Source organism: Limnohabitans sp. Rim47 (assembly GCF_001517545.1).
Taxonomy (GTDB): Bacteria; Pseudomonadota; Gammaproteobacteria; order Burkholderiales; family Burkholderiaceae_C; genus Limnohabitans_A.
On the sequence record NZ_FBYA01000001.1, the window covers coordinates 542,282 to 564,507 of the forward strand.

Genomic DNA, 22,226 nt, shown 5'->3' on the forward strand with positions numbered 1-22,226 from the left:
GGTTCACGACCATGACAACAATGACTGCTTCCTCCTTCTCGATCAAAGACTTCCTGAAGAGCTTCATGCTCGTGGAGTTGCTCAAGGGCATGGCCCTGACCGGACGCTACGCTTTCGCTCGCAAGGTAACGGTGCAATTTCCAGAAGAAAAAACACCACTGTCGCCGCGTTTCCGTGGCCTGCACGCTTTGCGCCGTTATGACAACGGGGAAGAGCGTTGCATTGCCTGCAAACTCTGCGAAGCTGTTTGCCCTGCGATGGCCATCACCATCGAGGCCGGTCAACGCGAAGACGGGTCCCGGCGCACCACGCGGTATGACATCGACCTGACAAAGTGCATCTTCTGTGGCTTTTGCGAAGAAAGCTGCCCGGTGGACTCGATCGTCGAGACGCACATTTTCGAATACCACGGTGAAAAACGTGGCGACCTGTACTTCACCAAGGACATGTTGCTGGCCGTGGGCGACCGTTACGAAAAAGAGATCGCAGCTGCCAAAGCAGCCGATGCTCCTTACCGTTGAACGCTGCCCAGTCCTGAATATTTAAAAAGACAGACCTATGGACGTCAAGACCGGTTTCTTCTACCTCTTCTCGGTGGTGCTGCTGTTTGCAGCCTTCCGAGTCGTGACTGCGCGCAACCCTGTGCACGCTGTGTTGTACCTCATGCTGGCTTTCTCGCAAGCTTCTGCGGTGTGGTTCCTGCTTAACGCAGAATTTTTGGCCATCGTGCTGGTGCTGGTGTACCTGGGTGCCGTAATGGTGCTCTTCCTGTTTGTGGTGATGATGCTTGACATCAACATCGACACCATGCGCAAGGGCTTCTGGAAAAACTTTCCGCTGGCTGCGACTTTGGGGGCCATCGTGGCACTTGAAATGGCAGCGGTGTTGTTGTCTGGTTTCCGCTTGTCCCAAGCACCGGCTATGTTGGCAGGTGCGGTGCCGGTCGACAACGGCAAGGCCTTGGGGATCTTGCTGTACACCGAATATCTGATGCCGATACAGATCGCAGCCTCCATCTTGCTGGTGGCCATGATCGCAGCGATTGCCCTGACATTGCGCGAGCGCAAGGACAGCAAGGCGATTGACCCGTCCATCCAGGTCAAGGTGCGCGCAGCAGACCGTATGCATTTGGTCAAGATGGACGTCACAAAACCAGCGCCTGCGCCTGTGGCTCCTGTGGAGGAAAGCAAATGATGACACTGACCTTGGGACATTTCCTGTCGCTCGGCGCCATGCTGTTTGCATTGGCCGTGATCGGCATCTTTTTGAACCGCAAGAACCTGATCGTTTTGCTCATGGCCATCGAATTGATGTTGTTGGCCGTGAACATGAACTTTGTGGCGTTCTCTCACTACCTGGGTGACATGCACGGTCAAGTGTTCGTGTTTTTCATCTTGACCGTGGCGGCTGCTGAATCGGCCATCGGTCTTGCCATCCTCGTGCTGCTGTTCCGCAACAAGAACACCATCAACGTGGATGAACTTAATTCGCTCAAGGGTTAACAAGAATATGAGTCAAACCCTCAACGCTGGCACGCTGTTGGCTGTGCCCCTCGCGCCCTTGGTGGGCTCGGTGCTGGCCGGTGTCCTCGGTACCCAATTTGGTGGCAACTGGATTGGCCGGCGCCTGTCGCACACACTGACCATTCTGGGTGTTTTTGTGGCGCTCGTTCTGTCGGCCATGACGCTCAAAAACGTCATCGACGGTGCCCGCTTCAACGAAACCCTCTACACCTGGATGGTGGTGGGGGGTCTGAAGATGGAAGTCGGCTTTCTGGTCGATGGCATCACCGCCATGATGATGTGCGTCGTGACCTTTGTGTCGCTGATGGTTCACATCTACACCATTGGCTATATGGAAGAAGACGAAGGCTACAACCGCTTCTTCGCTTACATCTCGCTGTTCACCTTCTCGATGTTGATGCTCGTCATGAGCAACAACTTGCTGCAGCTGTTCTTTGGCTGGGAAGCCGTGGGTCTGGTGTCCTATTTGCTGATCGGCTTTTGGTACAACAAACCAACCGCCATTTTCGCCAACATGAAGGCCTTCCTGGTCAACCGTGTGGGTGATTTCGGCTTCATTTTGGGCATTGGCCTGATCGTGGCCTACACCGGCACGCTCAACTACACCGAGTTGTTTGCCAAAGCGGGCGACCTGGCCGCCATCAACTTCCCTTGGTATGTGTTCGGTCTGGACGGCATGCTGATCACTGTGATCTGCATTTGCTTGTTCATCGGTGCCATGGGCAAGTCGGCCCAGTTCCCGCTGCATGTGTGGTTGCCTGACTCCATGGAAGGCCCGACCCCCATCTCGGCGCTGATCCACGCGGCCACTATGGTGACCGCAGGTATCTTCATGGTCGCCCGCATGTCGCCTCTGTTCGAGTTGTCCGATGCGGCCTTGAACTTCATCATGGTGATCGGCTCCATCACCGCCTTGTTCATGGGCTTTTTGGGCATCATTCAAAACGACATCAAGCGCGTGGTGGCTTACTCCACTTTGTCGCAGCTCGGGTACATGACCGTGGCGCTGGGTGCATCGGCCTATTCGGTGGCGGTGTTCCACCTGATGACGCACGCCTTCTTCAAGGCCTTGCTGTTCCTGGGCGCAGGCTCCGTCATCATGGGCATGCACCACAACCAAGACATCCGCTGGATGGGTGGCGTGCGCAAGTACATGCCCATCACCTGGATCACCTCGCTGCTGGGTTCGCTGGCATTGATCGGCACGCCTTTGTTCTCGGGTTTTTATTCGAAGGACAGCATCATCGAAGCCGTGCATGAAAGCCACTTGGCCGCTGCTGGTTTTGCCAACTTCGCTGTGCTGGCCGGTGTGTTTGTGACCGCCTTCTATTCGTTCCGCATGTATTTCTTGGTCTTCCACGGCAAAGAGCGATACGACCAGAACCCTGACGCGCACCATGGGCACGATGACCACCACGGTCACGATGACCATGGTCATGACAAACCCCACGAGTCGCCTTGGGTGGTGACAGTGCCCTTGGTCCTGTTGGCTATTCCATCGGTGCTGATTGGCTACATGACGATTGAACCCATGCTGTATGGCGACTTTTTCAAAGACGTGATCTTTGTGGACGCCGACAAGCACCCGGTCATGGTCGAAATGGCCGAAGCTTTCCACGGCCCTTTGGCCATGGCCAAGCACGCGCTGACGACTGCGCCATTCTGGCTGGCCTTGGCCGGTGTGGTGACCGCTTGGTACATGTACCTCGTCAACCCCAAAGTGCCGGCATTCTTTGCCCGCGCCTTGCGGCCGCTGATCGTGGTCATGGAGAACAAGTACTTCATGGACTGGATCAACGAGAACATCTTGGCCAAGGGTGCCCGTGGTTTGGGTTCGGGTCTGTGGAAGGTGGGTGATCGCGCCATCATCGACGGCTTCTTCGTCAACGGTTCCTGGAAAGTCGTGGGCATGGTTTCTGGCGTGGTGCGCTGGTTCCAGTCGGGCTACCTGTACCACTATGCCCTGGTCATGATTTTGGGTGTGTTCGTGCTGATGACGTATTTCGTCTGGCTCGCTTAACGATTTTGAGGACAAGATAAAAATGGGATTGTTAAGCCTTGCCATCTGGACGCCGATTGCTTTCGGTGTCATCTTGCTGGCCTTCGGTCGTGACAGCCAAGCCCGCGCCGTGCGCTGGTTGGCTCTCGTCGGTTCGATCGTCAGTTTCCTGATCACTTTGCCTTTGTATTCGGGCTTTCAGCTCGGTACTTCGGCCATGCAGTTCGTTGAAAAGGCGTCGTGGATCGAGCGTTTCAATGTGCACTACCACTTGGGTGTAGACGGCATCTCGCTGTGGCTCGTGCTGTTGACGGCGTTCATCAACGTGATCGTGGTCATTGCGGGCTGGGAAGTCATCACGCGCAAAGTCAACCAGTACATGGCCGCCTTCCTGATCTTGTCGGGTCTGATGATCGGTGTGTTCAGTGCCTTGGACGGCATCTTGTTCTACGTCTTCTTCGAGGCGACCTTGATCCCGATGTACCTGATCATTGGTATTTGGGGTGGCCCGAACAAGATTTATGCGGCGTTCAAATTCTTCCTGTACACCTTGATGGGCTCCTTGCTCACGCTGATTGCCCTCATTTACCTGTACACCGCCTCGAATGGCAGCTTTGACATCCTGACTTGGCACAAACTGCAGCTGTCGGGTACCGTGCAAACACTGTTGTTCTTTGCGTTCTTTGCGGCCTTTGCCGTGAAAGTGCCCATGTGGCCATTTCACACTTGGCTGCCTGATGTGCACGTCGAAGCGCCCACAGGCGGCTCTGCGGTGCTCGCGGCCATCATGCTCAAGCTCGGTGCTTATGGTTTCCTGCGTTTCTCGATGCCCATCGCACCTGATGCGGCTCGCGAATGGGGCATGTTCATCATCGTGCTGTCTTTGGTGGCCGTGGTCTACGTGGGTCTGGTGGCCATGGTGCAGCAAGACATGAAGAAACTGGTGGCCTACTCATCGGTGGCGCACATGGGTTTCGTGACCTTGGGCTTTTTCATCTTCAACCCGCTGGGCGTGTCCGGTGGCATTGTGCAGATGATCGCGCATGGCTTTGTGTCGGCTGCCATGTTCTTGTCGATTGGCGTCTTGTATGACCGCGTGCACTCGCGTGAAATCGCCAGCTATGGTGGCGTGGTCAACACCATGCCCAAGTTTGCGGCTTTCGCCTTGTTCTTTTCGATGGCCAACTGCGGCTTGCCAGGCACAGCCGGTTTCGTGGGCGAGTGGATGGTCATTCTGGGTGCTGTGAAGTTCAACTTCTGGATCGGTGCCCTGGCGGCTTCGGCTCTGATTTTTGGTGCGGCCTACACCCTGTGGATGTTCAAGCGCGTGTACCTCGGCCCTGTTGCCAATGACGACGTCAAAGACTTGACTGACATCAATGGCCGTGAGTTTCTGGTGATGGCCTTGCTGGCCGCCGCAGTGCTCTACATGGGTGTCTACCCCAAACCTTTCACCGACGTGATGGACACTTCGGTGGCCGACTTGCTCAAGCACGTTGCTATGTCCAAGTTGCCTTGAGCAACGGGCATTGAACGTTTAGCCTGATTAGAAGAATTGAGAGAACACAGATGATGGACAACTCCAGCTGGATGACGATTTATCCGGAGATCGTGTTGCTGGTCATGGCCTGCGTGATTGCGCTGGCCGACCTCTTCGTGAAAAGCCCCAAGCGCACCGCCACCTACGCCTTGACCTTGCTGTCATTGGGCGGAGTGGCTTGGCTGCACGCACTGTCGGCCGATGCCGGACAAACGCTGTACGGCTTTGGTCGCCTGGTGGTCAGTGACCCGATGGGCCATTGGCTCAAGTGTTTTGCCACGATCGCCGTCATGGTCACCCTGGTTTATTCACGTCCCTACGCCGCCGATCGCGACATGTTGCGCGGTGGTGAACTGTTCAGCCTGGGCATGTTTGCCTTGCTGGGCATGAGCTTCATGATTTCGGGGCAGAACTTCATCGTGATCTACCTGGGCCTCGAGCTGTTGACTTTGTCGAGTTATGCCTTAGTCGCTTTGCGCCGTGACCACACCCAAGCCACCGAAGCGGCCATGAAGTACTTTGTGCTGGGTGCCATGGCTTCGGGCTTTTTGCTGTACGGCATGTCCATGATGTACGGTGCCACGGGCAGCCTGGAGCTGTCGGCTGTCTTCAAGGCCGTTGCTTCTGGTCATGTGAACCACCAGGTGCTGGTGTTCGGTTTGGTCTTCATCGTTGCCGGTCTGTCTTTCAAGATCGGTGCCGTGCCTTTCCACATGTGGATTCCGGACGTGTACCAAGGTGCCCCAACGGCGGCTACCCTCATGATCGGCGGCGCCCCCAAGTTGGCGGCTTTTGCGATCATGGTCCGTTTGCTCGTCGAAGGCTTGTTGCCACTGGCCTTTGACTGGCAGCAGATGTTGTCATTTCTGGCCATTGGTTCTTTGCTGGTCGGTAACCTGGCGGCCATTGCCCAGACCAACCTCAAACGCATGCTGGCCTATTCAACTATCGCGCAAATGGGCTTTGTGCTGCTGGGTTTTGTGGCCGGTGTCATCAATGGCCAAACCACTCTGGCTGCCAACGCTTACAGCTCGGCCATGTTCTACATGGTTTCGTATGTGCTGACCACCTTGGCCAGTTTTGGCGTGATCATGTTGCTGGCGCGCCAAGGCTTTGAGAGCGAAGAGATCACCGACTTGGCAGGTTTGAACCAGCGCAGCCCGCTGTACGCTGGCGTGATGGCGATCTGCCTGTTTTCCATGGCCGGTATCCCGCCGATGGTGGGTTTCTATGCCAAGTTGTCGGTGTTGCAATCGCTGATCGTCTCGGGTCAGAGTTTCTACATCGGGCTGGCCATCTTCGCAGTGATCATGTCCCTGATCGGTGCGTTTTACTACCTGCGTGTCGTCAAGGTCATGTACTTTGATGAACCTGTGACGGCCACCACGGTATCGGCCAGCACCGATGTGCGCGTGGTGTTGTCGGTGAACGGCTTGTTGGTTTTGGTGTTGGGCATCATGCCCGGTGCCTTGATGGCACTGTGCGCAGATGCCATTGCCCGCATGTTGGTCATCTGATCGGCGTTGCCTGAGCATGTCAACCTCTTTGCAAATCGGCTTTTTGGTCGTACTGGCGTTGCTGGCGGCCAATTTGCCCTTCATCAACCAGCGGATCTTGGTGCTGGGGCCTCAGCGCAGCAGCAAACCCCTGGTATGGCGATTGGCTGAATTGGTGGTGTTGTACTTCGTGGTGGGTGCCATCGGCTTGGCATTCGAAAACCATGGCGGCCAGATTGCACCCCAAGGCTGGGAGTTTTACGCCATCACAGGCACCATGTTTGTGACCTTGGCATTCCCCGGGTTTGTTTACCGCTACCTCATGCACCGCCAACATTGAGCGCTGTTGGGTTTGGACGCGCGCATGTCTGACGAGCACCTGATCGAGCACCGGGTCAGCCAGCAAGAATTGCTGCGCGGCAACTTCTTGCACGCCTTTCGCGATACCGTTCGATTGCCCAATCAAGGATTGGCCACGCGCGAATATGTGGTTCACCCGGGTGCGGTCATGGTCATTCCGCTGCTCGACACACCCGAGGGCCTGCGCCTTGTGTTGGAGCGCCAATACCGCTACCCCGTCGGGCAGGTGATGATCGAGTTCCCTGCTGGCAAGCTCGATGCGGGCGAAGAACCTGGCTTGTGTGCTCAGCGCGAACTGATGGAAGAAACCGGTTACACCGCCCGTCAGTGGGCGAGGGCAGGCGTGTTGCACCCTGTGATTGCGTACTCGACCGAAGTAATCGAAATCTGGTTTGCCAAAGACCTGACGCTGGGTGAGCGGCAACTGGATTCTGAAGAGTTTCTGGACGTCTTCACCGCGACTCCTGCCGAGTTGATGGCCTGGTGCCGCGACGGGCAAGTCACCGATGCCAAAACCCTCACGGGCGTGCTGTGGCTACAGAACATGCTTGCGGGCAGCTGGCCGCTGACCTGGCAAACCTTGCCCTGAGACCTTCTACCCATGAAAGTGCTGGACCTCCAATGTCCGCAGGGCCACAGCTTTGAAGGCTGGTTTGGTTCTCAAGACGACTACGACGCACAACGTGCGCGCGGGTTGGTTACGTGCCCGGTGTGCAACGACAGCGACATTGTCAAAATGCTGTCTGCGCCGCGACTGAACCTGGGGCACGGCGGGGCCCCGGTGTCGAGCAAGGCTGAAACGGAAGCCAAAGACAATGCCAGTCCTGCGGCCACACCTGCGTTGCCGGACCCGGCGGACCCGCATCGCCAGCGGCCCGATCTGCACGGCTTGCAACAAATGCAAGCGGCCATGATGAACATGGTGCGCCACGTCATGGCCAATACCGAAGACGTTGGCCCTCAGTTTGCCGAAGAAGCCCGCAAGATTCATTACGGTGAGCGCGAAGAACGCAACATTCGTGGCCAGGCTACTCGCGAAGAAACCGAAGCCTTGCTCGAAGAGGGCATCGACGTCATGCCCTTGCCAGTGCCTGAGAACCTCAAAGGCCCGCTGCAGTAAAGCGGGCGCACCAGCCCTGCGCTCTGAAAGATTTGATCAGATCGACAGAGCGTGACCTCCATGACCGTCAAGCCCCACCGTCTGCGTCATACTCGCGGCAGCCCATGAACACCCTCCACATCCAAGACGCCGAGGTCGAACTGACGGCCATCCGCGCACAAGGCCCGGGTGGGCAAAACGTCAACAAAGTCTCGAGTGCCATTCAGCTGCGGTTTGATGTGGCCAACGCATCTTTGCCCGATGACATCAAGCAGCGTTGGCTGCAGTCCGGCGACAACCGTCTGACGCAAGAGGGGGTCTTCATCCTCAAGGCCCAGCGCCACCGCACTCAAGAGGCCAACCGGATGGATGCGTGGGCGCGCCTTTATGAAACGTTAGACCTGTATGCCAAGCCCCCAAAGCCCCGCAAGGCCACCAAGCCGACTTATGGCTCGGTGAAACGGCGACTGGAGGGCAAGTCGATGCAATCGCGCCTGAAAGCAAGCCGGCGCAACGACACCGGGGCTTGAAATTCTTGGGCAGCCAGTCTGCCTTGAGAACGGTCACCGCGACTTGATCGGCACCACACTCACCAAACTGCGTGCGCTTTGCGCATAGCCCTCGGGCGTCAGGTGCAGCAGGTCGGCTTGCATCCAGCCTTTGGCTAACCATCGCTGTGCGGCGCCCGGGCCGCCCATGGCTTTTTGCCAGTGCCAGTGGGCGCAGCCCTTGGCGATGGCTAGCCGGTACTGGCTGTCGTTGATCAGGCGCAGGGTGTTGGACGATCGTTGGGCATCGGGCGGGCCGATCAGGATGCATCGGGCTTGGGGGTAGGCGTTTTTCAGGCGGCTGAGGCTGGCGCTCAGCTGGGCCTCGTACAGCCCAACCTTGAAATCCGGGTCCAGCGATTCGTTGGTGCCCGATTGCAAGATGACCACATCGTAGCCCGCGTTCAGTGGGTCTTCCCGGCGCAAGTGGCCGCTGTCCACCACACGCCAGCCCCTGGCCGTGGCCCCGGGGATGCTGAACACATCCAGGATGGCCTGGGTCTTGCCCTCGTACACCGGAGCGATGCCGTCGATGCGAATTTGTCCAGCGATGACCCGTAAGCGCAATGTCGCAAAGGCCTGCTCTGCTTGCACCCGCAGGCGCTGGCTGCTGCTTGGCCCGAGGTCGACGATGGCTTCTGCGCCGTCATCAACGGTGATGCCCAGCACCAGGCTGCGCTCGGCCTTGTCTTTGGCAAAGTGGATGTCGGCCCATCTCACCCGGGTCTGGGCATCGGGGTAGCGAAAGTCCAGCCACATGAATGCACCAGCGTCTTCGGTGCCCAAGTGGGCCAGCGATTTGGCATAGGCCTGCGGGCCTTCGGTGGGGCTGCGGTAGGCCATGCTCAGGTGCCAGTCGTCACTCAGGCAGGCGCGGCGCAGGGGCTGGCGAATGCCCTTCACTCCGAAGGTCGGGGCAATGAAGCTGGGGTGGGTCTGTGCATGCGGCAGGCGCAGTGCCTCTAACAGGCTGTCGGCAAAGGTGCCGGACGCCGTGTGGCTGTCGCCCCACAGGCCGATTTTGGGTCCCAGCGTGTGCTTGTGCACGGGCGGTGTGTACGCCTGACGCCATTCGGGTGGCATCGGTTCGCTTGCGGCGTCAGGGCTTGCTGCTGTTGCCGTTGTGGCATGGCCAGAACGCGGGGGGCTTGCAAAAGCCCGTGACTTGGAGGGCGGACAGTTGAATTCGGCCGGATCGCGCTGCCCATTCACTCGCAACAGCATGATGTCGGGCTCTGCGAGGGTGTTGAGCGACAAACAGGCCGTGACGAGGGCGGCGGTGAATCTGTAAAAAACCGGTGTCAAAAGTGCGTCCGTTGAGCAATAGAAGTGGGTGTTTGTACCACTTAGGTGTTGGTTCGAGCGGCCTGGGGGTATCTGTTAATTCAGGCTTGAAAATTGCTCATGCTGAACAGACTGTGGAATACCCGTCAACTTTTTCTACGCCCGTGCACCGGCCGCACTGGCCGCACATGATGCCATGACCTTGCTTGCTGTAACGACATTCACCCCCACGGCGTCCGAATCATCGGACCGCCTGGCGGGCGCGTCTGCGCGTTCAATGCCACAGGTTGGGGCATTTTCCCAGACCCTGTCTCGGCTCACGCAGCCGGGCGAGGTGGTGACTGTGCGCCCCGGCGATACCCTGAGTGGGCTGATTCAAAAACGCCTGCAGGACACGCGTTCGCCTCTGCAACTCTCGGGTGAGCAGTTGTACCGGGTGGCGTTGAAGGTGGCGGCCGACAACGGCATTCCCAATGCCAACTTGATCTACCCTGAGCAACGCATTGATTTGTCGTCGGCAACCACCTTGGCCATGGCCGAGGCCTTGCAGCCTGACACGCGCACTACGCCATTGGCTAGCCTGCCGCCCAACGCCATGGCATCGGCCAGCCGTTTGTCTGCTTCCCCTGACGGCCCCGCTGCGGCCGATTCCTGGGCATTTTTGGCCCAGCATGCTGCCCACGCCCGTCAGGCCCAAGCCACCAGTGGCATTCCCGCCACTTTTATGGTGGCGCAAGCCGCCCTCGAAACCGGCTGGGGCAAGCACGAAATCCGTTTTGACGACGGCCGCAACTCGCACAACCTGTTTGGCATCCGCGCTGGGGCCAACTGGAAGGGGCCTGTGGCCGAAATATGGACCACCGAATTTGTGAATGGCACAGCGCAAAAGGTGCGGGGGCAGTTTCGCGCCTACGGCAGCTATGAAGAGTCGTTCAATGACTATGCCCGTTTGATCAGCCAAAGTCCGCGTTACGCCAACGCGATGCGCCATCTGGGTGATCCACAGGCCTATGCGGCGGCCTTGCAACAAGCCGGTTATGCCACGGCACCCAACTACGCCAGCGTGCTGGGCTCGATGATCGAAAAAACACAGCGCCTGCAAGGCACTGTGCCCGCCATGGCGGCTGCGATACTGCCCACGACCGCACAAATGCTCAACATGCGCCAGCAAGGTGGGCAAACCTCGGCAGACAGTGTCTTGGGTGTCATGAACAGTGCACTGAACACCTTGCCTGGTGGCGCGGGCCTGCCCGTTGTTGGTTCGCGGCAATGGCGCCAGTCGCCCTATGCCGAGCTGGGCATCCCCAAAATTTTGCCCTGACGTTCGGGCTCACAAAGCGCTCAATCGCCAGGCGATGGCTTGGGGTTGGACATGGGCGTGGACATGGGCGTAGACACAGGCGAGTGGTTGGCAAGGCCTGTTGGCTCTTGGCCTGTGCTGCCTGGCTGCGCCGACGGGCTGGTGCCGGTGTCGGTCAACGCGGTGGAGGACAAGGTCGTACCTGCAGGCGAATTTGTTGCCTTGGGCTCCGGATTGGCGGGCTCTGGCTGGGCCGAAGGCTTGGGCAGTTGTGGGCGTTTGAGTTGCCGCAGGGGCGGCCCAGAGACCAAGGCTTCGGGCTGACCCAAAGCCATGCGGATCTGGTTGTAATAGGCATGAATCCCGCTGCCCGACAGGTGGATGCCGTCTTGCACAAAGTAGTTCGGGTTGGCCTGCCCAATGGCATGCCAGTCGACCAATCGCACATTGCCAAAATCTTGGCTCACCCGCGCAATCATGTCGTTGTTGGGGCTGGTCCAGCGTCTTGCGCCGTAAACATTCACCACCACAACAGACTTGCGGTCGGTCAGTTGCTCTAGCAAAGCGCGAAATTGCTTTTCTGCCAAATAGCCGTTGGTGCCCAGGTGGATGACCGCTGCATCGCCCAGTTGCGCTTCTTCGCGCAGGCTTTGCACCACTTTCAGGCCATCGCTGCCTTGCCTGCCCACCTTGGCTTCCACCGAAGCAGATGGCAAACGCCGCAACAGGTAAGGGCTGGCACCCAGCAAAACCGAGTCACCCACGAGGGTGATTTTGGGGTAACGCGCACCGTTGACCCCGGGCGGTGTCACTGGCCCGGGGCTGGCGCTTGCGGCTTGGGCGGCCTCTGGCAGCTGCGCGGTCTTGTGGGCTTGAGGGGCGGCCGGCATGAAGCCCAAGACCCCTGCGTTGACCCCTACCAAAAGCGACAGGGCGAGTGTCATGCTGCGTCGCCGGGGCTTGCCCTTGAAGCCGTGGATCCAGCGGGTTTCAACCCAACGGTAAGAGGCTTCGGCGCACAGCAGGGTGATGGCCAAGCGGGCAGCGTTGACCCAAGTCAGCTCCAGGGCGTCAGCCTGTGAGGACGGGCGCAGCCAGACCACCACAGGCCAATGCCACAGGTACAGCGAATAAGAGCGTGCCCCCAGCCACAGCATGGGGCGAGTGGAAAGCATCCAAGCCACCCAAGTGCCCTCACGGGTGGCTGCGCCAATGACCATGCAGGTCAGCATGACGGCCAGCAAGAAACCGCCTTGGTACAGCCCAGGCGTGCCTTCGTGGGTTTCGGCCATGCCCCAGATCAGCGCGGCCAAGGCGGCTGTGCCTGCCAAGTTCAGCAATTCGTCGCTCGCAGGCGAGGCCATGCGGATTTTCCAGGGGTTCCACCAGGCGGCCAGGGCCGATCCCGCCAGCAGCCCCATCAAATGGGTGTCGGTGCCCAGATACACCCGACTGGGGTCGCCGCCGTCTATTTGAGTGGCATAGAGCCACGCCATCCAAGCGGTGCTGGCCAAGGCAATCAGCGCGGCACACATGCCCAGACCTGTGCGGCCGGCCCGGTTCAAAAGCGACAGTGCAGCCAGCGGCCACAGCAGGTAATACTGCTCTTCTACGGCCAGTGACCACAGGTGTTGCAGCAGCCGAGGCTGGTCAATCGCCTCGAAATACGACTGCTGCGCCACGATCTGCCACCAGTTGGAAACGTACAAAAAGGCAGCAGGCAGGTCTTCGCGCAGACGCGGCAGCGCGGCAGGCTGCAACAGCGGTGTGAGCGGTACCAGCAACAACAGCATGAGCAGCGCAGCCGGAAACAAGCGGCGTGCTCGGCGCAGGTAAAAGGCCGCAAAGTCAATCTGGCCGGTCTTTGCGTGCTCTTGCAACATGAGCGCCGTGATGATGAAACCAGACACGGTGAAGAAAATATCCACGCCCAGAAAACCCGCAGGCAGGAAGTTGCCCAGATTCAGGTGGTAAGCGATAACGGCCAACACAGCCACGCCGCGCAAGCCATCCAAGCCTGGCAATCGGGCCCATGCACTCATGGCTTGGCCAGGCCGAAGTCGGCCATGAAGCGGTCGGCCAGTTCACGGTAACCGGCCGGGGTGAAGTGGATCAGGTCAGGGGCCATGAGCGGTGGATTTTTTCGCGCCCATTGGTAGGCGCTGCCTGCGCCGCCCATGGCGTCTTGCATGCTCCAGGCCAGACAGCCGTTCTGGGCCGCTACCTCGGCCTGAACTTGGCCGATCAGCGTGTGAATGCGGCTGTACTTGAGCAAATGGGCTACAGGCCCAGCAGAGGTGTTGGGCGGCCTGGGGGGGGCGCTGGTTTTCGACGTGGCTTTCTTTTCTTTGCCGCTGACCGCTTTGCTGTTTTTGCTGGCGCTGGCCTGGCCGCTTGGTTTTTGAGCGGCTTGTTTTTTGCTGCCTTTGGCCGCTTTGGGTTTGGCGACCCGGATGCCCCGATCGCCCGGCCCGATCAGCACACATTGCGTCTGCGGAAAGACTTGGCGGAAGTTGCGCAGCGCTTGGTTCAAGGTGTCGCGGTAGGCGGCCTCGTTGAACCGCGGGTCGTTGCCTTCGTTGGTGCCAAAAGCGATCAAGGCCAAGTCATAAGGCGGGTCGGTGAACCACGACGCCAGGTAAGCCAAATCGCTGCGCACCCAGCCCGCCACGGTGGCCCCGGGGTAGGCGAACAGGTCCAGGTGAAGGGTCGGGGTCAGTGTTGTGGTGGGTGTGTGGGTGGGTGTGGCCGGTTCCGTTAGCTTGAGGCCCTGAAAGCGAAAGGCCCCCTCGACCACGCGAATTTGCAAGGTGGACAGCGGGGCATTGGTGGTCAGCGCCAAGGCGTTGGGTCCGGCTTGTGCCGCCAAAGTGACCTGTGTTTCGGCTTCGCCGTTCAGGCTGATGGCCAGCCGTACAGCGTTTGCACCATCCCCGTGGTGCAGGATTTGCAAGCGAGTGTGACGGGCCTGGCCTTGTGCGTCACGCAGGTCCATGGCCAGTGTGGCACCGGGGCTTTTGGCCACCAGGCTCGTCATGCCCGGACCGGGTGCGGCGGCGGCATCGGCGTGGGCATAGGCCATTTCGCGCCCCCAGTCACCAGACAAACAGGTCTTGCGCACCAAGGCGCGAACGCCGCCGTGGCCTACCCCGGCATGGACGAAATGACTCTCGACAGTGGCATCGGCGTACGCTCCTTGCCGCACCATTTGACGCAGCAAGTGGTCGCTGAAAAACGCAGCCGCCATGTGGCTGTCGCCCCAGATGGCCATGCGCAAACGGCCGGGCAAGTGGCCTGGCAAGTGGCCTGGCAAGCCCTGCCACAAAGCGCCGCTGCGGAACAACTGTTTGGCACTTCCAAAGCCCTCAAGGCCCCCGATGTTTCCTTTGGCATGCGGATTCGCCGGAGCTTGTGCCTGCGCACGAGCCTCCTGCAAGGCTTGTTCGACTTCGTCGTCATCAGGAATTTCGGTGGGCTCTGTGGCTGCGCTTGATGGCCTGGTTGGGGCCGGACCTTTGCGCGGGCAAACCAGCTCTACGGATCGCGCTCCGGTGTGGTCGATGTGGCGTGATTGCACCGAGACCACAGAGGCCAAGATGGCCGATGGGCTTGTTGGGCTTGTTGGGCTTGTTGGGGCCGAATGCGTCTGCTGAGCCCCAGCTCCAACGCACAAACAGCCCCACACCAGCATCCAAAAACGCATTTTCATTTCTGCAAACACTCCCGGGCCAGAGCCACCACGCGGGTGACCGGGTCTTGTGGCCCATCGGCCTGCACCACCCTGCGCTGCGGCATGCTGCGCAGCCAGGTGATTTGGCGTTTGGCCAATTGCCGCGTCGCAAAAATCCCGCGCTCTCGGATTTCATTTTCGGGCCAGTTTGCGTCCAACCCTTCCCAGGCTTGGCGGTAACCCACGCAGCGCATCGAGGGCAGGTCGGGGTTCAGGTCGCCGCGTTGGCGCAAAGTGCGCACCTCGTCCATGAAACCCGCCGCCATCATTTGGTCAAAGCGTTGGGCAATGCGCCCGTGCAACCAGGCCCGGTCGGCGGGTTCCAGGCTGATGATGGGCAGGTACCAGTCGGGCGCGTTTCTTTTGGCACTTTGGTGAAACGACGTCAAGGTCTGGCCCGTGGCGGTCCAGACTTCCAGCGCACGGCCAATGCGCTGGCTGTCGCCCGGGGCCAAGCGTGCGGCGGTGGTCGGGTCCACTTGGGCCAGTTGGGCGTGCAAAGCGGGCCAACCGAGGCGCTCGGCCTGCTGCTGAATTTGGCTGCGCACCTCAGGGTTGGCTGCGGGAATATCGTTCAGGCCTTCGAGCAAAGCCTTGAGGTAAAGCAGGGTGCCTCCCACCAACAAAGGCGTCTTGCCGCGTGCGCGGATGTCGTGGATCAACCGTGTGGCGTCTTTGGCAAATTCGGCCGCGCTGTAGCTGTGCAGCGGGTCCAGGGTGTCGATCAGGTGGTGCGGCACGGCGGCCAGCTCTTGGCGGCTGGGCTTGGCCGTGCCAATGTCCATGCCCCGGTAAACCAAGGCCGAATCGATGCTGATGATTTCTGCACCCCCATGACCTTGCAGGCTTTCGGCCAGTGCCAATGCCGCAGCAGTTTTCCCGCTGGCCGTGGGGCCGACGAGGGCGATGGCGTCGACAGGGCGTTGGCTCATGTTGGTTTGACCGATGTGACCACCGGGCGGCCATGGCGCTGCACACTGGTCCACGCCACAAGGGTGATGAAGATGGCGCACAGCAACAGGCCGTGGGCCAAGGCAAACACCGGGCGGTCCATGTGTGTGCCCAGCCAACCGCCTATGAAAAAGGCACCCAGCATCATCAAAAAGCCGTTTAAGGCCGATGCCGTGCCGGCCCGGTTCGGGAAGGGCGCAACCGCGCCGCTTTGTCCGCAGGGTTGGTGCACGCCGTGGCCCAGCATGAAGATGTACATCGGCCCCATCACCGCCCAAGCGCCGTACCAGTCTTGTCCTTGGCCTGCATAAGCCAGTGCGGTCATGCTGACGCCGCCGGTGATGGTCAGCACCGCGGCGATGCCCACGGTGCGGTGCACGCTGGTGCGCCGCAGCATCCAGCGGCACCAGAAGGTGCCCACGATGTACGACAGCGACATGCTGAGCATGAGAAAGCCATAGGCCGTTTTGCTGTAGCCCATGAAGGTGACGAAGACAAACGAGGAACTGGCCAAAAAGGTGAACAGGCCCAGGTACGAACCCGCCGACAAAGCACACCAAGTGAGGAACACCGGGTTGCGCAGGATGTCGAGGTTGGCTCGGATGAGGGGGCGTGCGCTCAGGGCATGTGGGTCGGGGCGGGCCAGGGTTTCTTCAAAGCGCCAATACAACAGGGCGAGTGTGGCAGCGCCAAATACCGCGAGCATGAGCAAGGCGATGCGCCAGCCCAACCAGTCGGTCAGCATGCCACCCAGTGGCGCACAGGCGCAGGCAATGATGCCCAGTCCAGTGAGGCCTTGCGACATGACGGTAGCGCCTTGTGCGGGCTGAAACAAATCGCGCACCACGGCGCGTGCGGCCATGACGCCCGCGCCCATCGCGATGCCTTGCAGCGTGCGCCCCGCGATCAGCCAAGCCATGCTGGGCGCCAAGGCACAGGCCACAGAGGACGCGGTGTAAGCCGCCATGCCCCATAGCAAGATGGGGCGGCGACCAAAGCGGTCGGACAACGGCCCCCAGACGAGTTGCGACAGCCCAAAGGCCAGCAGCAGCGCCGTGAGGGTGAGTTGGGCTTGTCCCATGCCTGCGCCAAAGCCTTGGGTGATGGCCGGCAGGGCGGGCAAGTACAGGTCGGTGGTGACGGGTTGCAGGCCGAGCAGCAGGGCGAGGATGAGGACGATCAGTTTTTGCGGCATGCTGTTTTTGTTTGGAGTCTTACGCTGCTTTGGCGGTGGTTTCTTTGTGGAGCGCGATGGTTGAGGCCGGTACGCGGCTGCCCCCATACTCGCTTCGCTCGCCAAATCGGGCAGTCCGAAAACCAGCTTCACTGCTTGTTTGAGGTTGGCTGTCTTCGTGGACCGCGATGGTTGAGGTCGGTACGCGGCTGCCCTCATACTCGCTACGCTCGCCAAATCGGGCAGTCCGCGTACCGACCCCAACCATCGCTGTGTGGTTGCCTCATCACCGGCCCCGCAAAAACAAGGCGTCCAAATCCCGCATCGTCATCTGACGCCAGGTTGGGCGGCCGTGGTTGCACTGGTCGGAGCGTTCGGTCTCCTCCATCTGGCGCAGCAGCGCGTTCATCTCATCGAGCGTCAGTCGGCGGTTGGCGCGGACTGCGCCGTGGCAGGCCATGGTGGCCAGAATCTCGTTTTGGGCGCGTTGCACCACGGTGCTGGCATCGTGTTGGGCCAGTTCGGCCAGCACGCTGCGGGCCAGCTCAACCGCATCACCTTGGGCCAAGCTGGTGGGCACGGCACGCACGGCCAGGGTTTTGGCCGACAGGGGCGAGATCTCCAGACCCAGCTGTTCCAGCGCTTCGGCGCAGGCTTCGGCGGTGGCCACTTCGGTTGGGGTCGCGGCAAAGGTGGCAGGGATCAGCAAAGGCTGGCTGGCGATGCGCGGGCCATCGCCGTGGGCGGTGTTCAGCTGGTTTTTCAGGCGCTCGTACACGATGCGTTCGTGTGCGGCGTGCATGTCCACCACCACCAGGCCCTGCTTGTTTTCAGCCAAGATGTAAACGCCATGCAACTGCGCCACCGCGCGACCCAAAGGCCAGTCGCCCTCGGGCAAAGGGGCGGCCGGAGTGCCTTGCGCCCTGTCGGCATTTGCCCCTGCCAGTGCCTGGCTGTCGGGTTTCGGCGAGATGGCCCACATGCCAGAGGCTTCAGCCGCCTGCGGTGGCATGGGGCCCTGCGGGGTGCCATCACTTGACCAGCCCGCGCTGACTTCGCTGCCGGCTTCGTTTGTGGGCTGCCACAGCGCCTTGAGGTCGGTCATGGCCTGTTCGCCGTCCACACGCGGGCGCAAAAAATCAGCCGGTTTGTGGCTGGGGGCGTTGAAGTGGGCCAGTCCCGGGCGTTCAAAAGCCATGCCACTTTGTTGCCAGGCGGCCGATTCGGGCAGCGCCTTGGGTGAAGGGCCGTTTTGCAATTCGAACGCTTGCGCCGATGCGGGCAAAGCCCCAGCCGATGTGGCCAAGAGGCTGTCGCCGGAGGCCTCACTCAGCTTGTGCGCACGCGGCGCAGCCAAAGCGTTTTCCAGTGCATGGCGCACCGCTTGGTGCACGGCGCGGCTGTCGCGAAAGCGCACTTCGATCTTGGTCGGGTGCACGTTGACATCGACCAGCGTGGGGTCGATTTGCATGAACAGCGCATAGGCCGGTTGTTTGTGGCCGTGCAGCACGTCTTCGTAGGCGCTGCGTGCGCCGTGCATGACCACTTTGTCGCGCACAAAGCGGCCATTGACATAGGCAAATTGGTGGTCGGGGCGCGAGCGGGCGGCGTCGGGCAGGCCGGCGCGTCCGATCACTTTGAGCGGCCCGGCGTTGTATTCCACGGCGATGGACTGCGCCACAAACTCTTCGCCCAGCACATCGGCCAGGCGCTGCTCCAAGCCCGCTTTGCCGGGGTGCACGCGCCACTGCTCGACCAGTTTGCCTTCGTGCCAGATGGCAAAGCCCACATCGGGGCGCGCCAGCGCGTGGCGGCGCACAGCTTCGATGCAGTGCGCCAGTTCGGTGCTGTCGCTTTTCAAAAACTTGCGGCGTGCGGGGGTCGAGAAAAACAGTTCTTTGACTTCCACCGTGGTGCCCACTGCGCGGGCCGCGGGGCGGATCTCGCCAGTGCGGCCATCCAGGGCAAAGGCGTTGGCTTGGCCGTCCATGCGCGACAGCAAGGTCAGTTCAGACACCGAGTTGATGGCCGCCAGCGCTTCACCCCGAAAGCCCATGGTCATGACCGATTCGAGGTCATTCAGGTTGCCAATCTTGCTGGTGGCGTGGCGCTTGAGGGCCGTGGCCAGCTCGTCCGGGGCAATGCCGCCGCCGTCGTCTTCGACCGAAATCAAACGGGTGCCGCCGCCCATCAGGCGCAGCGTGATGCTGCGCGCTCCGGCGTCCATGGCGTTGTCCACCAGCTCGCGCACGACCGAAGCGGGGCGTTCGACCACCTCGCCTGCGGCGATTTGGCTGATCAGTTCATCGGGGAGTTCGCGAATGGGGCGGCGCGCGGTCGCCGGGGTCTGTTGGGAGGTCACTGCCTGATTTTAGGGCTTGGCCGGGGATAATCGGCCCATGGACCTTCTTTTGCAACTCCTTGATTTCATCCTTCATGTTGACCGTTACCTGGAGGCCTTTGTGGGCCAATACGGGGCCTGGGTATACGCCTTGCTGTTTGTCATCATCTTTGTCGAAACCGGCTTGGTGGTCATGCCGTTTTTGCCGGGCGACTCTTTGCTGTTCATTGTGGGTGCCATGTGCGGGGCCGAGCTGATGAGCTTGCCACTGGCCATGGGCTTGTTGCTGGTGGCGGCGATTTTGGGTGACCAGACCAATTACACGATCGGGCGTTATTTTGGTCCCAAAGTGTTCAAGTGGGAAGACTCCCGGTTTTTCAACCGCCAAGCCTTTTTGCAGGCCAATGCCTTTTACGAAAAGTACGGCGGCATCACCATCGTCCTGGCCCGCTTCATGCCGTTTATCCGCACTTTTGTGCCTTTTGTGGCGGGCGTGGCCGAAATGACACGCAGTAAATTCACCCTTTACAACGTGGTGGGCGGAGCCATTTGGGTGGTGGGCCTGACGCTGGTCGGCTACCTGTTTGGCAACTTGCCCTTTGTGCAAACCCACCTGTCCAAGATCATCTGGGCATTGATCTTGGTGCCGGGACTGATCGCGGTTGCCGGTGCTTGGCGGGCACGCAAGGCCGCGTGAAGCTACCCCAGGTCAAGGTCGCTTGCTTGCCCAGTTGCAGAGTTGACGAACTCCCGGTTTTTTAGCTTGGTGGCTTTAGCTCCGAGACAGCATTTTTAACAGGCCCCGTCAGAGCTGAAGTCGCGACCTAGAAGCTGACTTATTTCGATTTTTGTGCAGACTTAAAACGCCTGCACTTCAGCCCAAGTGGGTGGCTGGCAGCCTTGGCGGGTGCAGTTGATGGCGGCGGCTTTCATGGCGTTTTCCAGCGTTTGGGCCACCCGAGCGCCAGCGCTAGCGGCATCGTCATGGGGCTGCAAGGCCCAGTCGGCCAGGGTGTTGCCCCAAAAGGTGTCGCCTGCGCCCACGGTATCGGCCACGGTGATGCGGGGCACGGGCAGGTGGTGCGATTGGCCTTCGATGTCCAGGTGTGCGCCTTCGCCGCCAAAGGTCAGGGCCACGCGGCTCAAGGTGTGGGTGGCCATGCCCGCTGCGGCAGCCATTTGACGCAGTTCGTGCACCAAGCGGTGCGATTCACCGATGGCCACATTTGCAAAACCCATGGTTTCGAGGTCTTCGTCGCTGGCTTTGAGCCAGTCGGTCAGGGCGATCACTTCGCGCAGGGCTTGCACATATTCGGTCAGGTCATGCGCCACTTTGGGCCGCAAATTGATGTCCACGCTGATGGTCCAGCCCATCTCGCGTGCCGCCTTCAAAATAGCCACCACTTTGTGGTGTTCGGGTGGGATCAACAGCAAAGAGCCCGTGTGCAAAATGCCGGGCTTTGCGCTTTGGCGCAGCAAAGTCACGATGCTGTCCACGGCGTAGTCGCGGTCGGCAATGCCTTCGCGGTAAAAGCCGTAGCTCGGCTGCCCATCCGTCACTTGCACCACGGCCAGCGAGGTGGGCAGGCGGCTCTGGCCACCTTGCAGCGCAACCCCGTCACGCAGCAGCAACTGTGCCAAGCCTTGGCCGAACAAGTCGGTGGACAAGGGGTTGAGGTAGGCCGCGCTGGCACCGCGCAAGGCGGCGGCGCGGGCCATGTTGAAGGGGCTGCCGCCCATGAGTGGACGCAATTGGCCATCGGGCTGGGCGATGCAGTCCATCAGGGCTTCGCCCAACACAAAAATTGGAGTGGTCATGGGCATCAATGGGCAACGTGATGTGGCCTGAACGTTCAGGCCACAGGGTTTAAGACGAAGGGCAAGTCCCGGCGATGACGCCGTGGTGTTTATTTTTTGAGCAGATGCTTGCGGCGCACCACATCGATCCATACGGCCACGATCACGACCGCGCCAATGGCCATCATTTGCTTGAACTGCGAGACTTCCATCAGGTTCATGCCGTTGCGGATCATGGTGATCAGCACCGCGCCCAACAAACTGCCCCAGATGCTGCCGCGACCGCCAAACAGCGAGGTGCCGCCCAAAATGACAGCGGCAATCGCGTCCAGCTCGAACATTTGCGCCATCTTGCCGCTGGACGAGTCCATGCGGGCCATCAGCACAATGGCGGCCAGCGCGCAGCACAGGCCAGAAATCACGTAAACACCCAGCTTGTACCAGCGGATGTTGATGCCCACTTGGCGGGCACCCATTTCGTTGGAGCCCATGGCGTACACGTAACGGCCAATTTTGGTGCTCGACAACACGAAGGCCATCACGACAAAAAAGATGCCGGTGATCAGCGTGGGCATGGGCACGCCCAGCACATCGCCGTAACCGATGAAGGGCAGGGGGTCGGGCAAACCGGCGTTGTCAAAGCCACCGGTCATGTCAAAGGCCAGACCGCGCCACAGCGTCAGGCCACCGAGCGTGACGATGAAGGCCGGGATGCCGACAAAAGCGACCAGGTAACCGTTGAACACGCCCACCGCTGCGCCAATGGCGAGCGCCATGAGCATGGCCAGATAAGGGTCAATGCCCATTTTGATCATCATGTGACCGGCCACAGCACCGGCCAGTGCGGTCAACGCACCCACGGCCAAGTCGACACCACCGGTCAAGATCACAAAGGTTTGTCCACCTGCGAGCAAGGCGATCACCGAGGCCTGCACCAGGATGTTGGACAGGTTGCCAGTGGTCAAAAAGTAAGGCGAAGCGAAGGTGAGCAAAACGCCCAGAACGATCACTGCCACCAGGGCGCCGTACCACTCTTGTCGTGTGATGGATTTCATAAATTTCTCGGTATTTCAAACTGATAAGC

The 22,226-nt window shown here is 60.2% G+C and carries 20 protein-coding genes; 12 read left to right on the top strand and 8 right to left on the bottom strand.

From position 1 onward, the window contains the following. Window positions 1-20 precede the first annotated feature (20 nt). The 10 genes from nuoI to arfB all read left to right on the top strand — a co-directional run bounded on the left by nuoI (window position 21) and on the right by arfB (window position 8,547). Window positions 21-521, top strand: coding sequence for an NADH-quinone oxidoreductase subunit NuoI (nuoI, locus tag BN3544_RS02430; RefSeq protein WP_019428578.1), 501 nt, complete (start codon window positions 21-23; stop codon window positions 519-521). 37 nt (window positions 522-558) lie between these two features. After that, window positions 559-1,194, top strand: coding sequence for an NADH-quinone oxidoreductase subunit J (locus BN3544_RS02435; protein ID WP_019428579.1), 636 nt, complete (start codon window positions 559-561; stop codon window positions 1,192-1,194). After that, window positions 1,194-1,502, top strand: a complete 309-nt coding sequence (gene nuoK, locus BN3544_RS02440) for an NADH-quinone oxidoreductase subunit NuoK (RefSeq protein WP_026036407.1) — start codon at window positions 1,194-1,196, stop codon at window positions 1,500-1,502. The genes BN3544_RS02435 and nuoK overlap by 1 nt, the downstream gene beginning before the upstream one ends. Window positions 1,503-1,509: 7 nt before the next feature. Beyond that, entirely contained in the window at window positions 1,510-3,543 is a 2,034-nt protein-coding gene (gene nuoL, locus BN3544_RS02445) for an NADH-quinone oxidoreductase subunit L (protein WP_019428581.1), read from the top strand. A 22-nt stretch (window positions 3,544-3,565) separates the two neighbouring features. Then, the gene (locus BN3544_RS02450) at window positions 3,566-5,041 is read left to right on the top strand and encodes an NADH-quinone oxidoreductase subunit M (RefSeq protein ID WP_019428582.1); all 1,476 of its coding nucleotides are present in this window, start codon (window positions 3,566-3,568) and stop codon (window positions 5,039-5,041) included. A 50-nt stretch (window positions 5,042-5,091) separates the two neighbouring features. After that, window positions 5,092-6,579 (top strand): NADH-quinone oxidoreductase subunit NuoN, encoded by a 1,488-nt coding sequence (gene nuoN / locus BN3544_RS02455; RefSeq protein ID WP_019428583.1) that lies wholly within the window; start codon window positions 5,092-5,094, stop codon window positions 6,577-6,579. Between the two features lie 16 nt (window positions 6,580-6,595). Beyond that, window positions 6,596-6,898, top strand: a complete 303-nt coding sequence (locus BN3544_RS02460) for a DUF2818 family protein (RefSeq protein ID WP_019428584.1) — start codon at window positions 6,596-6,598, stop codon at window positions 6,896-6,898. A 24-nt stretch (window positions 6,899-6,922) separates the two neighbouring features. Then, complete coding sequence (locus BN3544_RS02465) at window positions 6,923-7,507, top strand: NUDIX domain-containing protein (RefSeq protein WP_036074694.1); 585 nt, start codon at window positions 6,923-6,925, stop codon at window positions 7,505-7,507. 12 nt (window positions 7,508-7,519) lie between these two features. Then, complete coding sequence (locus BN3544_RS02470) at window positions 7,520-8,038, top strand: DUF1178 family protein (RefSeq protein WP_019428586.1); 519 nt, start codon at window positions 7,520-7,522, stop codon at window positions 8,036-8,038. 104 nt (window positions 8,039-8,142) lie between these two features. Beyond that, complete coding sequence (gene arfB, locus BN3544_RS02475; protein ID WP_019428587.1) at window positions 8,143-8,547, top strand: alternative ribosome rescue aminoacyl-tRNA hydrolase ArfB; 405 nt, start codon at window positions 8,143-8,145, stop codon at window positions 8,545-8,547. 33 nt (window positions 8,548-8,580) lie between these two features. On the opposite strand, the gene BN3544_RS02480 is transcribed toward arfB, so the two are convergent. Further along, entirely contained in the window at window positions 8,581-9,870 is a 1,290-nt protein-coding gene (locus BN3544_RS02480; RefSeq protein ID WP_155820310.1) for a GDSL-type esterase/lipase family protein, read from the bottom strand. A gap of 175 nt (window positions 9,871-10,045) precedes the next feature. Here BN3544_RS02480 and flgJ point away from each other — a divergent pair, with 175 nt between their 5' ends. After that, window positions 10,046-11,170, top strand: a complete 1,125-nt coding sequence (gene flgJ, locus BN3544_RS02485; RefSeq protein WP_081499333.1) for a flagellar assembly peptidoglycan hydrolase FlgJ — start codon at window positions 10,046-10,048, stop codon at window positions 11,168-11,170. A gap of 20 nt (window positions 11,171-11,190) precedes the next feature. On the opposite strand, the gene BN3544_RS02490 is transcribed toward flgJ, so the two are convergent. The 5 genes from BN3544_RS02490 to mutL all read right to left on the bottom strand — a co-directional run bounded on the left by BN3544_RS02490 (window position 11,191) and on the right by mutL (window position 19,366). Then, window positions 11,191-13,191, bottom strand: a complete 2,001-nt coding sequence (locus BN3544_RS02490) for an acyltransferase family protein (RefSeq protein WP_019428590.1) — start codon at window positions 13,189-13,191, stop codon at window positions 11,191-11,193. Continuing rightward, complete coding sequence (locus BN3544_RS02495; protein ID WP_019428591.1) at window positions 13,188-14,858, bottom strand: SGNH/GDSL hydrolase family protein; 1,671 nt, start codon at window positions 14,856-14,858, stop codon at window positions 13,188-13,190. Before BN3544_RS02495 ends, BN3544_RS02490 begins: the two co-directional genes overlap by 4 nt. Next, complete coding sequence (miaA, locus tag BN3544_RS02500; protein ID WP_026036410.1) at window positions 14,855-15,811, bottom strand: tRNA (adenosine(37)-N6)-dimethylallyltransferase MiaA; 957 nt, start codon at window positions 15,809-15,811, stop codon at window positions 14,855-14,857. The genes BN3544_RS02495 and miaA overlap by 4 nt, the downstream gene beginning before the upstream one ends. After that, window positions 15,808-17,025 (bottom strand): multidrug effflux MFS transporter, encoded by a 1,218-nt coding sequence (locus BN3544_RS02505; protein ID WP_019428593.1) that lies wholly within the window; start codon window positions 17,023-17,025, stop codon window positions 15,808-15,810. The genes miaA and BN3544_RS02505 overlap by 4 nt, the downstream gene beginning before the upstream one ends. A 265-nt stretch (window positions 17,026-17,290) precedes the next feature. Next, complete coding sequence (mutL, locus tag BN3544_RS02510; protein ID WP_019428594.1) at window positions 17,291-19,366, bottom strand: DNA mismatch repair endonuclease MutL; 2,076 nt, start codon at window positions 19,364-19,366, stop codon at window positions 17,291-17,293. A gap of 37 nt (window positions 19,367-19,403) precedes the next feature. Here mutL and BN3544_RS02515 point away from each other — a divergent pair, with 37 nt between their 5' ends. Then, on the top strand, window positions 19,404-20,042 hold the full coding sequence (locus BN3544_RS02515; protein WP_019428595.1) for a DedA family protein: 639 nt from the start codon (window positions 19,404-19,406) through the stop codon (window positions 20,040-20,042). 161 nt (window positions 20,043-20,203) lie between these two features. Here BN3544_RS02515 and BN3544_RS02520 read toward each other — a convergent pair whose 3' ends face one another. Together BN3544_RS02520 and BN3544_RS02525 are read right to left on the bottom strand one after the other, a co-directional pair. Beyond that, the gene (locus BN3544_RS02520; RefSeq protein WP_162131418.1) at window positions 20,204-21,163 is read right to left on the bottom strand and encodes a PfkB family carbohydrate kinase; all 960 of its coding nucleotides are present in this window, start codon (window positions 21,161-21,163) and stop codon (window positions 20,204-20,206) included. 89 nt (window positions 21,164-21,252) lie between these two features. Then, window positions 21,253-22,197: an ABC transporter permease gene (locus BN3544_RS02525; RefSeq protein WP_019428597.1), complete on the bottom strand. Its 945-nt coding sequence runs from the start codon at window positions 22,195-22,197 to the stop codon at window positions 21,253-21,255. Window positions 22,198-22,226 lie beyond the last annotated feature (29 nt).